Origin of the sequence: Streptomyces pathocidini, assembly GCF_001418495.1 — a bacterium.
GTDB lineage: Bacteria > Actinomycetota > Actinomycetes > Streptomycetales > Streptomycetaceae > Streptomyces > Streptomyces pathocidini.
Window position 1 is genome coordinate 1 of the sequence record NZ_LIQY01000346.1, and the last position, 13,358, is coordinate 13,358.

The 13,358-nt window shown below is 72.4% G+C and carries 11 protein-coding genes; 6 read left to right on the plus strand and 5 right to left on the minus strand.

Translation table 11 applies throughout. The annotated features are described in order from the left end of the window. Window positions 1-142: 142 nt before the first annotated feature. The 3 genes from AOK16_RS16850 to AOK16_RS16860 are packed head-to-tail and all read left to right on the plus strand — an operon-like array spanning window position 143 to window position 3,308. Window positions 143-1,306: a Gfo/Idh/MocA family protein gene (locus tag AOK16_RS16850; RefSeq protein ID WP_055473066.1), complete on the plus strand. Its 1,164-nt coding sequence runs from the start codon at window positions 143-145 to the stop codon at window positions 1,304-1,306. Further along, a complete protein-coding gene (locus AOK16_RS16855) occupies window positions 1,303-2,463 on the plus strand; it encodes a dihydrodipicolinate synthase family protein (RefSeq protein ID WP_055473067.1) in 1,161 nt (386 codons plus the stop codon). Before AOK16_RS16850 ends, AOK16_RS16855 begins: the two co-directional genes overlap by 4 nt. A 14-nt stretch (window positions 2,464-2,477) precedes the next feature. Next, window positions 2,478-3,308: a sugar phosphate isomerase/epimerase family protein gene (locus AOK16_RS16860; protein WP_055473068.1), complete on the plus strand. Its 831-nt coding sequence runs from the start codon at window positions 2,478-2,480 to the stop codon at window positions 3,306-3,308. A gap of 59 nt (window positions 3,309-3,367) precedes the next feature. Here AOK16_RS16860 and AOK16_RS16865 read toward each other — a convergent pair whose 3' ends face one another. Next, window positions 3,368-3,676 carry a DUF937 domain-containing protein gene (locus AOK16_RS16865; protein ID WP_055473069.1) on the minus strand — a complete coding sequence of 103 codons (309 nt, stop codon included), beginning with the start codon at window positions 3,674-3,676 and terminating at the stop codon, window positions 3,368-3,370. 266 nt (window positions 3,677-3,942) lie between these two features. On the opposite strand from AOK16_RS16865, the gene recD2 reads away from it, so the two are divergent. Continuing rightward, complete coding sequence (recD2, locus tag AOK16_RS16870) at window positions 3,943-6,183, plus strand: SF1B family DNA helicase RecD2 (RefSeq protein WP_055473070.1); 2,241 nt, start codon at window positions 3,943-3,945, stop codon at window positions 6,181-6,183. A 159-nt stretch (window positions 6,184-6,342) separates the two neighbouring features. Beyond that, window positions 6,343-7,632 carry a citrate synthase gene (locus AOK16_RS16875; RefSeq protein ID WP_055473071.1) on the plus strand — a complete coding sequence of 430 codons (1,290 nt, stop codon included), beginning with the start codon at window positions 6,343-6,345 and terminating at the stop codon, window positions 7,630-7,632. A gap of 487 nt (window positions 7,633-8,119) precedes the next feature. On the opposite strand, the gene AOK16_RS16880 is transcribed toward AOK16_RS16875, so the two are convergent. Both AOK16_RS16880 and AOK16_RS26555 read right to left on the minus strand, forming a co-directional pair. Then, window positions 8,120-10,501, minus strand: coding sequence for a heavy metal translocating P-type ATPase (locus AOK16_RS16880; RefSeq protein ID WP_055473072.1), 2,382 nt, complete (start codon window positions 10,499-10,501; stop codon window positions 8,120-8,122). A gap of 62 nt (window positions 10,502-10,563) precedes the next feature. Beyond that, window positions 10,564-10,797, minus strand: a complete 234-nt coding sequence (locus AOK16_RS26555; RefSeq protein WP_055473073.1) for a heavy-metal-associated domain-containing protein — start codon at window positions 10,795-10,797, stop codon at window positions 10,564-10,566. Window positions 10,798-10,942: 145 nt separating this feature from the next. On the opposite strand from AOK16_RS26555, the gene AOK16_RS16890 reads away from it, so the two are divergent. Beyond that, the gene (locus AOK16_RS16890) at window positions 10,943-11,620 is read left to right on the plus strand and encodes a DedA family protein (RefSeq protein ID WP_055473074.1); all 678 of its coding nucleotides are present in this window, start codon (window positions 10,943-10,945) and stop codon (window positions 11,618-11,620) included. A 122-nt stretch (window positions 11,621-11,742) separates the two neighbouring features. Here AOK16_RS16890 and AOK16_RS16895 read toward each other — a convergent pair whose 3' ends face one another. After that, window positions 11,743-11,946, minus strand: coding sequence for a helix-turn-helix transcriptional regulator (locus tag AOK16_RS16895; RefSeq protein WP_055473075.1), 204 nt, complete (start codon window positions 11,944-11,946; stop codon window positions 11,743-11,745). 295 nt (window positions 11,947-12,241) lie between these two features. Then, window positions 12,242-13,261, minus strand: coding sequence for a Gfo/Idh/MocA family protein (locus AOK16_RS16900; protein ID WP_055473076.1), 1,020 nt, complete (start codon window positions 13,259-13,261; stop codon window positions 12,242-12,244). Window positions 13,262-13,358 lie beyond the last annotated feature (97 nt).

Below are 13,358 nucleotides of genomic sequence, written 5' to 3' on the forward strand. Positions count from 1 at the left end.
GGTCTGGGGGCGGCGGGTTTTGGTCATGGGCGTTCGCGCGCCTCTTGATGCGGCCCCGCTCTGCGGGCTAGCGTGCGGAGTGACGGAAAGAAAGCGCTTGCTATTATGCGGCGCTCATCCGCAGGGGAGAGGGAGCAGCCAGATGACACGGAAGACGGTGCGGATCGCCATGAACGGCGTGACGGGCCGCATGGGTTACCGCCAGCACCTCGTACGGTCCGTCCTCGCCATCCGCGAGCAGGGCGGCCTGGACCTGGGCGACGGGACCGTGCTGTGGCCGGAGCCGGTGCTGGTCGGGCGGCGCGAGCACGCCCTGCAGGACATCGCCGAGCGCCACGGCCTGGAGCACTGGTCCACCGACCTCGACGCCGTGCTGGCGGACCCGGCCATCGACATCTACTTCGACGCCCAGGTCACCTCCGCCCGCGAGGAGGCCGTCAGGAAGGCCATCGCCGCGGGCAAGCACGTCTACTGCGAGAAGCCGACCGCCACCGGACTCGAGGGCGCCCTCGAACTCGCGGGGCTCGCCCGGGACGCCGGCATCAAGCACGGCGTCGTGCAGGACAAGCTCTTCCTTCCCGGCCTGCTCAAGCTCAAGCGGCTCATCGACGGCGGCTTCTTCGGCCGCATCCTGTCCGTGCGCGGCGAGTTCGGCTACTGGGTCTTCGAGGGCGACTGGCAGGAGGCCCAGCGCCCCTCCTGGAACTACCGCGCGGAGGACGGCGGCGGCATCGTCGTGGACATGTTCCCGCACTGGGAGTACGTGCTGCACGAGCTGTTCGGCGCCGTGAAGTCCGTGCAGGCGCACGTCACCACGCACGTCCCGACCCGCTGGGACGAGCAGGGCAAGCTCTACGACGCGACGGCCGACGACGCGGCGTACGGCATCTTCCAGCTGGAGGGCGGCGCCGTCGCCCAGATCAACTCCTCCTGGACGGTCCGGGTCAACCGCGACGAGCTGGTCGAGTTCCAGGTCGACGGAACCGAGGGCTCCGCCGTCGCCGGGTTGCGCGCCTGCCGCGTCCAGCACCGCTCCGCGACCCCCAAGCCGGTCTGGAACCCGGACATCCCGGCCACCGAGCGCTTCCGCGACCAGTGGCAGGAGGTCCCGGACAACGGCGAGTTCGACAACGGCTTCAAGGCCCAGTGGGAGCTGTTCCTGCGCCACGTGGTGCTCGACGAGCCCTGGCGGTGGGACCTGTTCGCGGGCGCCCGCGGCGTCCAGCTGGCCGAACTCGGCCTCAAGTCCTCCGCCGAGGGGCGCCGCCTGGACGTACCCGAGCTCACCGCGGGAGTCTTGCTGTGATCCGCCTGCCCGGCGCCCAGGGCGAGTTGCGCGCCTATGAGCCGCGGCGCGAGCCCGGCCGGGGCGCCCAGGGGGCCGCGGCGCCGCTGACCTCCCGTACGGTCTTCTCCGCCGCGCACGTCGTCGCGGACCCGTTCGCCGACACCACGCCCGACGGGCCCGCCGCCGTTGACTGGGACGCCACGCTCGCCTTCCGCCGCCACCTGTGGTCGCACGGCCTCGGCGTCGCCGAGGCGATGGACACCGCGCAGCGCGGCATGGGCCTGGACTGGGCCGGCGCCGCCGAGCTGATCCGCCGCTCCGCGGCCGAGGCGCGCGCGGTCGGCGGCCGCGTCGCCTGCGGGGTCGGCACCGACCAACTCGCCCCGGGAGGAGCCGACCTGGCCGCCGTGCGGGCGGCGTACGAGGAGCAGCTCGCGGTCGTCGAGAGCAGCGGCGCCCAGGCCATCCTGATGGCCTCCCGCGCGCTCGCGGCCACCGCCCGCGGCCCCGAGGACTACCTCGAGGTCTACGGCCACCTGCTGCGCCAGGCCGCCGAGCCCGTCATCCTCCACTGGCTGGGCCCCATGTTCGACCCCGCGCTCGCCGGCTACTGGGGCAGCGCCGGCCTCGACGCCGCGACCGAGACCTTCCTGGAGGCCATCGCCGCGCACCCGGACAAGGTCGACGGCATCAAGGTCTCCCTGCTCGACGCCCAGCGCGAGATCGACCTCCGCCGCCGCCTGCCCGACGGCGTCCGCTGCTACACCGGCGACGACTTCAACTACCCCGAGCTGATCGCGGGCGACGACCGCGGATTCAGCCACGCCCTGCTCGGCATCTTCGACCCGCTGGGCCCGCTGGCCGCCGAGGCCGTACGGGTGCTGGACACCGGCGACTCCAAGGGGTTCCGCGAACTGCTCGACCCGACCGTCGAGTTGTCCCGGCACCTCTTCCAGACCCCGACCCGCTTCTACAAGACGGGTGTGGTCTTCCTGGCCTGGCTGGCCGGCCATCAGACGCACTTCACCATGGTCGGCGGCCTCCAGTCGGCCCGTTCCCTGCCGCACCTGGCCAGGGCGTACGAACTGGCCGACGGGCTGGGGTTGTTCCCCGACCCGGCGCTGGCCGAAACCCGTATGAAGTCCCTGCTGCACGTCCACGGGGTTGCCCAGTGAGCGAGACGACCGATATGACCGGCCTGGCGAGGCTCAGCCTCAACCAGGAGACCATCAAGCAGTGGTCGCTCCCCGAACTCGCCGAGGGGTGCGCGAAGGCGGGCGTCCGGGGCGTGGGCCTGTGGCGCGCGCCGGTCCAGGAGTACGGGCCCGAGCGCGCCGCCCGGCTCGTACGGGATGCCGGGCTGACCGTGACGAGCCTGTGCCGCGGCGGGTTCTTCACCGCGATCGACCCGGCCGCGCGGGCGGCCGCGCTCGACGACAACCGGGCGGCGCTGGACGAGGCCGCCACGCTCGGCACCGACACCCTGGTGCTGGTCTCCGGCGGCCTCCCCGAGGGCAGCCGCGACCTGGCGGGCGCGCGGGAGCGGATCGCGGACGCGCTGGGCGACTTGGCGCCGTACGCCGCCGAGCGCGGGGTGCGCCTCGCGATCGAGCCGCTGCACCCGATGTACGCCGCGGACCGCTGCGTCGTCTCGACCCTGGCCCAGGCCCTCGACCTGGCCGAGCGGTTCCCGGCGGACCGGGTGGGCGTGGTCGTGGACACGTACCACCTGTGGTGGGACGACACGGTGGCCGCGCAGATCGAGCGCGCGGGGCGCGGCGGCCGGATCGCGTCCTTCCAGCTCGCGGACTGGATCACGCCGCTGCCCGAGGGCGTCCTGCTCGGCCGCGGGCAGCTCGGGGACGGCAGCGTGGACTTCCGCTGGTTCCGGGAACGGGTCGACGCGACCGGGTTCGACGGGCCCATCGAGGTCGAGATCTTCAACCCGGGACTGTGGGCGCGGGACGGGAGCGAGGTCCTCGCGGAGATCGCGGAGAGGTACCGGACCCACGTCCTCTAGGGAGCTGGCCGGGCCCGGTCCTCGGGACGGGGCCCGGGGCTCCGGAGAAGGGCCGGGCCCTAGGACCGGTCCCGCCGCCGCTCGCCGATGACCGACAGGATGACGGGGAGCAGGAGTTCGAGCGCCCGCGTCACGGCCGGCAGCGGCAGCCCGGTCAGCTCCGCCACGCTCTGCGCGGTGGGCCCGGTCAGCTTGGAGAGGACGCCGACCGGCGAACCGTCACCCACGCTCGCGGGCAGCGCGGCGACGGTCGCCCCGACCACCTCGCGGGCTCCCTCCGGTCCGGTGCCGAGCTCCCCGGCCAGCTCCTGGACGCGGTCGTCGCCGAGCTCGGCCAGCACGTCCCGCAGCAGCGCTTCGTCCCTCATGCGTCACACGCTAAGGGCCGCCTCCGACAGCGGCACGTTGAGTAACCGAAGTGAAACTTGGCGGAGGCGTGCAACCCTTCGGCACTTATGTCGGTCCTACAGGGTGTCAGGTCTCCCGTGGAGGGCCCGAGGGGGGAGTTTCCGGGAGATCTGCAGGGGGGGGACCCGAGGGGGCCCGGTCCATGACCGGGCCCCCTCGATTGCTCCGCGGCGGGGTTTTCCACAGGCCGCACGGGCTGTCGGCGACCGGCGGTACCGTCGGTCGCATGGTGCAACCGGCGGTGGTCGAAGGGGTCCTGGAGCGGATCACCTATGCCAACGAGGAGAACGGCTACACGGTCGCCCGCGTCGACACCGGGCGGGGCGGCGGCGACCTGCTGACCGTGGTCGGCTCGCTGCTGGGCGCGCAGCCGGGCGAGTCGCTGCGCATGGAGGGCCGCTGGGGCTCCCACCCGCAGTACGGGCGCCAGTTCACCGTCGAGAACTACACGACCGTGCTGCCCGCTACCGTCCAGGGCATCCGGCGCTACCTGGGCTCCGGGTTGATCAAGGGCATCGGTCCGCGCATCGCCGACCGGATCGTCGACCACTTCGGCCTCGACACCCTGGACGTCATCGAGGGGGAGCCGAAGCGGCTCATCGAGGTGCCGGGCCTGGGCCCCAAGCGCACCGGGCTCATCGGCGCCGCCTGGGAGGAGCAGAAGGCCATCAAGGAGGTCATGGTCTTCCTCCAGGGCGTCGGGGTGTCCACCTCCATCGCGGTGCGGATCTACAAGAAGTACGGCGACGCCTCGATCTCGGTGGTGCGGAACCGGCCGTACCGCCTGGCGGCCGACGTCTGGGGCATCGGCTTCCTCACCGCCGACCGGATCGCGCAGGCGGTCGGCATCCCGCACGACAGCCGGGAACGGGTCAAGGCGGGCCTGCAGTACGCCCTTTCGCAGTCCACCGACAGCGGCCACTGCTACCTGCCGGAGGAGCAGCTCATCGCGGACGCGGTGAAGCTCCTCCAGGTCGACACCGGCCTCGTCATCGACTGCCTCGGCGAACTGGCGGGTGAGGAGGAGGGCGTCGTCCGGGAGACCGTCCCCGGGCCCGAGGGAGGGGAGCCCGTCACCGCCGTCTACCTCGTCCCCTTCCACCGGGCCGAGCTCTCCCTCGCTGGTCAGCTGCTGCGGCTGCTGCGCGCCGAGGAGGACCGGCTGGCCGCCTTCCGGGACGCGGCCTGGGACAAGGCCCTGGCGTGGCTGGCGGAGCGCACGGGCGCCGACCTGGCGCCCGAGCAGCGGGACGCCGTGCGCCTGGCCCTGACCGAGCGGGTCGCGGTGCTGACGGGCGGCCCCGGCTGCGGCAAGTCCTTCACCGTGCGGTCCGTGGTGGAGCTGGCCCGGGCCAAGCGGGCCAAGGTGGTGCTGGCGGCCCCCACGGGCCGGGCAGCCAAGCGGCTGTCCGAACTCACGGGTGCGGAGGCCTCGACCGTCCACCGGCTGCTGGAGCTCAAGCCGGGCGGCGACGCGGCCTACGACCGGGACCGGCCGCTGGACGCCGACCTCGTGGTGGTCGACGAGGCCTCGATGCTCGACCTGCTGCTGGCCAACAAGCTTGTCAAGGCCGTGCCACCGGGCGCGCACCTGCTGATGGTGGGGGATGTCGACCAACTCCCGTCCGTGGGCGCGGGGGAGGTGCTGCGCGACCTGCTCGCCCCTGACAGCCCGGTGCCCGCCGTGCGGCTCACCCGGATCTTCCGCCAGGCCCAGCAGTCGGGCGTGGTGACCAATGCCCACCGCATCAACTCCGGGAACCATCCGGTCACCCAAGGGCTCCCGGACTTCTTCCTGTTCGCCGAGGAGGACACCGAGGAGGCCGGGCGGCTGACCGTCGACGTGGCGGCCCGCCGTATCCCGGCGAAGTTCGGGCTCGACCCGCGCCGTGACGTGCAGGTCCTGGCCCCCATGCACCGTGGTCCCGCCGGGGCGGGGACCCTCAACGGCCTGCTCCAGCAGGCCGTCACGCCCGCCCGGCCCGACCTGCCCGAGCGCCGGTTCGGGGGCCGGGTCTTCCGGGTGGGCGACAAGGTCACCCAGATCCGCAACAACTACGAGAAGGGGGCGAACGGCGTCTTCAACGGCACAGTCGGCGTCGTCACCGAGCTCAACCTCGTCGACCAGCGCCTCACCGTCCTGACGGACGAGGCCGAGGAGGTCCCGTACGACTTCGACGAGCTGGATGAGCTGGCGCACGCTTACGCCGTGACGATCCACCGCTCGCAGGGCAGCGAGTATCCGGCCGTAGTGATCCCCGTCACCACCGGTGCCTGGATGATGCTCCAGCGCAACCTGCTCTACACGGCGGTCACGCGGGCGAAACGCCTGGTCGTGCTGGTGGGTTCGCGCAAAGCGCTGGGCCAGGCGGTGCGCACGGTCTCGGCGGGACGGCGCTGCACGGCCCTGGACCACCGGCTTGCGGGGGCCGCGGGGAGCAATGGAAGAGCCCTGCGCGTTTCCTAATCGGGGTCGGGGGGAGCAGGATGGGGCGGCACGCGCGGCACTGCGTGCCATCCATGGGCCTTGCGGCCGACCCCGAGTGCACGGCCCCGTGCCAAATGGGGGAAGGTAGAGATAGTCAGGGCACCTCGAAGAAGAGGCACAACGTCGGTGAGGGATGACGTGAGCGACAACTCTGTAGTACTGCGGTACGGGGACGGCGAGTACACCTACCCGGTGGTCGACAGCACCGTCGGCGACAAGGGCTTCGACATCGGGAAGCTCCGTGGGCAGACCGGTCTGGTGACCCTGGACAGCGGTTACGGCAACACCGCAGCGTACAAATCGGCCGTCACCTACCTCGACGGCGAGCAGGGCATCCTGCGCTACCGCGGCTACCCGATCGAGCAGCTGGCCGAGCGCAGCTCCTTCCTCGAGACGGCGTTCCTGCTGATCAACGGCGAGCTGCCCACCGTCGACGAGCTGGCGTCGTTCCGCAACGACATCACCCAGCACACGCTGCTGCACGAGGACGTGAAGCGGTTCTACGACGGCTTCCCCCGCGACGCCCACCCGATGGCCATGCTGTCCTCCGTGGTCAGCGCGCTGTCCACGTTCTACCAGGACAGCCACAACCCGTTCGACGAGCAGCAGCGCAACCTCTCCACCGTCCGCCTGCTCGCCAAGCTGCCGACCATCGCCGCGTACGCGTACAAGAAGTCCGTCGGCCACCCCTTCGTCTACCCGCGCAACGACCTCGGCTACGTCGAGAACTTCCTGCGGATGACCTTCTCGGTGCCGGCCGCCGAGTACGACCTGGACCCGGTCGTCGTGGGTGCCCTGGACAAGCTGCTCATCCTGCACGCCGACCACGAGCAGAACTGCTCCACCTCGACCGTGCGGCTGGTCGGCTCCTCGCAGGCCAACATGTTCGCCTCCATCTCGGCGGGCATCAGCGCGCTGTGGGGCCCCCTGCACGGCGGCGCCAACCAGTCGGTGCTGGAGATGCTGGAGGGCATCCGCAGCGCCGGCGGCGACGTCGACACCTTCATCCGCAAGGTGAAGAACAAGGAAGACGGCGTGAAGCTCATGGGCTTCGGGCACCGCGTCTACAAGAACTTCGACCCCCGGGCGAAGATCATCAAGGCGGCGGCGCACGACGTCCTCTCGGCGCTCGGCAAGTCCGACGAGCTGCTCGACATCGCGCTCAAGCTCGAGGAGCACGCGCTCGCGGACGACTACTTCGTCTCCCGCAAGCTCTACCCGAACGTCGACTTCTACACCGGATTGATCTACCGGGCCATGGGCTTCCCGACCGAGATGTTCACCGTGCTCTTCGCGCTCGGCCGGCTCCCCGGCTGGATCGCCCAGTGGCACGAGATGATCAAGGAGCCGGGTTCCCGTATCGGCCGCCCGCGCCAGATCTACACCGGCGTGGTGGAGCGGGACTTCATCCCGGTCGAGCAGCGCTAACCGGGCAGCTCTGGCTGGGCAGCCAGGGCTGGGCGGCGTCGGCCGAGCAGCGGCAGTCGCGTCGGCCACCGCGCTCGCGAAAGCGGAAAGCGCCCCGCGTGATCGATCCCCCCACGGGTCGATCGGCGGGGCGCTTCCCTTTCCCGGTTCGGATTCCCCCCACGGGATCCGGCCGGGTGCTTGCAGGGCCGCGACATCTGCGGCGCGCCCGTGCGATCTGCCGGGACGCGTACGTACGGGAGGGCCGCTCAAAGCTCCCCGGGTACGTCGCCCCGGCCACGCACTACCTGGTCCGTCCCCCAAGACGGACCCGGTCTGGCCGATGCCTCACCCCGCCGGGAGTGTGGCATCGCAGGGTTAGACATGCGACCCCCCTCGATGGTTACGTTCGGGGTCGTGTGATCTGCGTCTCTCACCATAAGGGCATCAACAAGGGCAAGAGCCCCGATCGGGAGATCGGGGCTCCATCGTAAGGGTGTTGTGGTCTTTATGGGGATGGTGTGAAGCCGCGCAAGCGGAGGCTGTTCGTCACCACGAAGACCGACGAGAAGGCCATCGCGGCCCCGGCGATCATCGGGTTCAGCAGCCCGGCCGCCGCCAGCGGCAGCGCGGCGACGTTGTAGCCGAACGCCCAGAACAGGTTGCCCTTGATCGTGGCCAGGGTGCGCCGGGACAGCCGGATCGCGTCGGCCGCCACCCGCAGATCGCCCCGCACGAGCGTGAGGTCGCCCGCCTCGATGGCCGCGTCCGTGCCCGTGCCCATGGCCAGGCCCAGATCGGCGGCCGCCAGGGCGGCGGCGTCGTTGACCCCGTCGCCGACCATCGCGACCGTACGGCCCTCGGCCTGGAGCCGGTGGACGGCCGCGACCTTCTCCTCCGGCAGCACCTCGGCCAACACGGCACCGGAATCGTCCGGGCCGCCCGTGGAGATGCCGACCGCGCGGGCGACCGACTCGGCCACCGCCCGGTTGTCGCCGGTCAGCAGCACCGGGGTCAGCCCCAGGGCGCGCAGCCGCGCGATCGCCTCGGCGCTGGACTCCTTGATCGCGTCGGCCACCGCGAGTACACCCCGCGGCTCCCCGTCCCAGGCGACCACCACGGCCGTACGGCCCTCGGCCTCGGCCGCGCTCCTGGCCGCCGCCAGCTTCTCCGGCAGCTCGGGAGCTCCGGCCTCGCGGGTGGCGCCGCCCGCCGTGAGCAGCCGCTCCCGGCCGACCAGCACCGCACGGCCCTCGACCACACCCCGTACGCCGAGTCCGGCCACGTTCTCGAAGTGCTCGACCGCGGGCAGCGGGCCCACGCGCTCGGCGGCGCCCGTCGCGATCGCGCGGGCGACCGGATGCTCCGAGGCGTGCTCCAGCGCGCCCGCCAGCCGCAGCAGTTCGGCCTCCTCGGTCCCCTCCGCGGCGACCACGTCATGGAGGGCCATCGTCCCGGTCGTGACCGTGCCGGTCTTGTCCAGGACCACGGTGTCCACCCGCCGGGTCGACTCCAGCACCTCGGGCCCCTTGATGAGGATGCCGAGCTGCGCGCCGCGGCCCGTGCCGACCATGAGCGCGGTCGGGGTCGCCAGGCCCAGGGCGCACGGGCAGGCGATGATCAGAACCGCTACGGCGGCCGTGAAGGCCGCGGTGACGTCGTCGGTGGCCAGCAGCCAGGTCACCAGCGTGGCCACCGCGATCACCAGCACGACCGGCACGAAGACCCCCGAGATCCGGTCGGCCAGCCGCTGCATCTCGGCCTTGCCGTTCTGCGCGTCCTCCACCAGCCGTGCCATCCGGGCCAGTTGGGTGTCCGCGCCGATCCGGGTGGCCTCGACGACCAGCCGCCCCGAGGCGTTGACGGTCGCCCCGGTCACGCCGTCGCCCACCGCCACGTCCACCGGTACGGACTCGCCCGTCAGCATCGAGGCGTCCACGGCCGAGGCGCCCTCGACCACGCGCCCGTCGGTCGCGATCTTCTCCCCGGGCCGTACGACGAACCGGTCGCCGACCGCCAACCGCCCCACGGGGACGCGTACTTCCACGCCGTCCCGCAGTACGGCCACGTCCTTGGCGCCCAGCTCCATCAGCGCGCGCAGCGCCGCGCCCGCCCTGCGCTTGGACCTCGCCTCCAGATAGCGGCCGAGCAGGATGAAGACCGTCACCCCGGCCGCGACCTCCAGATAGATCGTGGAGGAGGCGTCCGCGCGCGAGGCGGTCAGGTCGAAGCCGTGCCGCATGCCGTGCATCCCGGCGTCGCCGAGGAACAGCGCCCACAGGGACCAGCCGAAGGCGGCCGCCGTGCCGACCGACACGAGTGTGTCCATGGTGGCCGCCCCGCGCCGGGCGTTGGCAACGGCCGTCCGGTGGAAGGGGAGGCCGCCCCATACCACCACCGGGGCTGCCAACGTCAGTGACAGCCACTGCCAGTTGTCGAATTGCAGGGATGGCACCATCGCCAGCAGCACGACCGGCGCGGCCAGCACCAGCGAGACCAGGAGCCGCTCGCGCAGCGCCCGCGTCTCCGTGTCCATCCCGCCCTCCGTGCCCGGAGCACCGGCCCCGTTCCCGCTCCCGTCGGGCCGCGGAGCTGCCGCCGGTCCGGGCGCCGGAGGCAGAGCGGCGCTGTACCCGGTCTTCTCCACGGTGGCGATTAGGTCCGCGACCTCGACCCCGGGGCCGTAGGACACCTTGGCCTTCTCCGTCGCGAAGTTGACCGCGGCGGTGACGCCGTCCATCCGGTTCAGCTTCTTCTCGACGCGCGCCGCGCAGGCCGCGCACGTCATGCCGCCGATGGCGAGCTCGACCTGCGAGCCGCCCGGGTCGGCGGCCCACGACGCGGTTGCCTGCGCCGCGATCGCCTGCGGTTCGGTGGCCGTGCCGGTCATGACACCAGCTCCTCGTGTCCTACGGGTCCTGTGGGTGGTCCTATGGGGAGGCCTTGGATGCCTTACGGGGCCGGGGCCGGGTCCGCGAGTTCCACGAGCTCGTAGCCCGCCTCGTCCAGCGCGGCCCGCACGGCCTCCTCGGCCAGCGGGCTCTCGGAGGCCACGGTCACCAGGCCGGTCGCGGCCACGGCCTCGACAGCGGAGACGCCGTCGAGCGCGGACAGCTCGGCCGTCACGGCGCCCTCGCAGTGGCCGCAGCTCATACCCTTGACCCGGTAGGTGGCGGTGGTGGTCATACGTGGCTCCTCGCTCGGTTTCCGACTCGGTCTCTCCGTGAAACAGAGTACCCCCTGGGGGTATTCCCCGAGCCCTGTGACCCCTTCACGAGTACGCTTTCTGGTATTGGGTCCGCATTTGTCGGGCCTGGGTGAGGGGCGTGCCATGGACGTCATGGAAGTGCTGTGGATCTACGGACTGCTGGCACTCACGACCGCCCCGCCCCTCGTGCCCAACTCCGGTCTGCTGGTCACCGCGGGCGTACTCGCCGCACGCGGCAGCCTCGACCTCGCACCCGTCCTGCTGGTGGTCGCCGGGAGCGCCCTGCTGGGGGACCTGCTGATGCACGCCTCCGGGCGCCGCTTCAGCGGGCCCGTCCAGTCCTGGATGGGCCGCGAGCGAAGGCGCCGGGCCCTGCTGGAGTGGATCAGCCTGCACATAGAGCGGTACGGGGTGCCGTTCGTCGCCGCCGCGCGCTTCCTGCCCAGCGGGCGGCTGGCCGGCGGGCTCGCGGCGGGCGTTGTGCGCTACCCGGCCCGCCGCTATCTGATCGGCGCGGGCATCGCCGAGGCGATCTGGGCCACGTACTCCGTGGGCCTCGGCTACCTCGGCAGCGCGGTCACGGGCCATCCGCTGTACGCGGTGGCCATCGGCATCGGGGTCTCCGCGATGGTCGCCGGGGCGGGTGCTCTCGTGCAGGTCGCCGTCCGGCGCCGCCGCGCTCCGGACAAGCCGACGGACGAGCCGGCGGACACTGCGGTGGACGAGCTGGCGGACGCGGCGGCCGGCACCACCCGGGACGGCGCCCGGGAACGGGACCCGGAATGCGCCGGATGCGGGTGACATCCGGGTGCCAGGGCTGCCGGCGGCCGGTCCCCAGGATCGGTATGACCAGGCTCCCCGCGATCCGGTGGCGACCGGGCTCCCCATGATCCGGTAATGACCGGGTTCCAGGACCACGCCCCTTACTCTCTCGACCGGTGTCCCCGATTCCCGGGCCTTCGGGCGACCCAGGCGCGGATCGTGTCGGCGTACCAGTACGGCTTGCCGCCCTCCACGTGGTCGGGGGGTGGCAGCAGCCCGTGCTTGCGGTAGGAGCGGACGGTGTTGGTCTGTACGCGGATGTGTGCGGCGATCTCCTTGTACGACCACAGCCGGCGGTCGGTCATCTGAGCTCCTCCTCGCGCGACCGGCGCAGCGGTGGCCCGGGAAGCCGTCGGGGGAGCTGCGGCGGATGCTCGTGATCGGTCAGGCGGACGCTCGTGATCGGCCGGCCTGTGCCCGGTGAACGACACGGAGTGACCATGGGGGAGGGGCTGTTGACTGCCTGTGACACGGAACCCGCGTAACGGTGACAACCGTCGCACGGGCCGGATCAATGTGGTCCGCCTGAGACGCCAAACGGGTCCTGGGGCCGGGTCGGGCGACCCGCCTCCAGGACCCGTGGCGCGGGGTCGGGGCGGCTCAGCCGAGCTCCGCGATCCGCTCCCCGAACTCCGCGATCCGCACCGGCCGGTGCTCGGCCCGCGACAGCTCGCACGCCTCGGCGGCCAGCAGCGCGTGCAGCGCCTCCTCGCCGGAGCAGGGGTTGGGCGCGGCGCCGCCCGCCGCCTCGACGAAGGCGGCCAGCTCGGCCCGGTAGGCGGGCGCGAAGCGCTCCAGGAAGCCGCCCCAGGGGTGCGCGGGCGCGGCCGGACCGCCCGGCTCCGCCGAGGTGAAGGGTGTCCGCGCGTCGAGCCCCACCACCAACTGATCGCGCTCTCCGGCCAGTTCCATCCGCACGTCGTAGCCCGCGCCGTTGTAGCGGGTGGCCGTCGCGGTGACCAGGGTGCCGTCGTCCAGGGTGAGCAGGGCCGCCGCGGTGTCCACGTCGCCCGCCTCGCGGAAGAACGCGGCCCCGCCGCTCGTGCCGGTGGCGAACACCTCCACCACCTCACGGCCCGTCAGCCATCGCACGGCGTCGAAGTCGTGCACCAGGCAGTCCCGGAACAGGCCGCCGGAGAGCGGCAGATACGCGGCGGGTGGCGGTGCCGGGTCGGAGGTGAGGGCCCGGATGGTGTGCAGCCGCCCGAGCCGCCCGTCCCGTAGGGCTTCCCTGGCGGTCCGGTACCCGGCGTCGAACCGCCGCTGGAAGCCCATCTGCAGCAGCGTGCCGGCCGTCTCGACCTCCCGCAGGGCGCGTACCGTCCCCGCCAGGTCGAGGGCGATCGGCTTCTCGCAGTAGGCGGGCAGCCCGGCGAGGGCGGCGCGGACGATGAGGTCGGCGTGCGAGGCGGTCGCCGTCGCGATCACCACCGCGTCGACGCCCGCGGCGAAGACGGCGTCGACCGACTCCGCCGCGCGGGAGCCGATCCGGTCGGCGAGTTCGGTCGCGCGGGCGGTGTCGGTGTCCGCGATGAGCAGGTCGCTCACCCCGGGGGTGGCGAGCAGGGCCTCCGCGTGGAAGGCGCCGATCCGGCCCGCGCCGAGGAATCCGATGCGCATGGTCGCTAGCTCCAGTCCGTCGGCTGGGTGGGTGGGTTGGCTACGCGATGCCGGTCGGCCGAGGCCCGGCCCGGGCCGCGCGCCGCGGTCGGGGGAG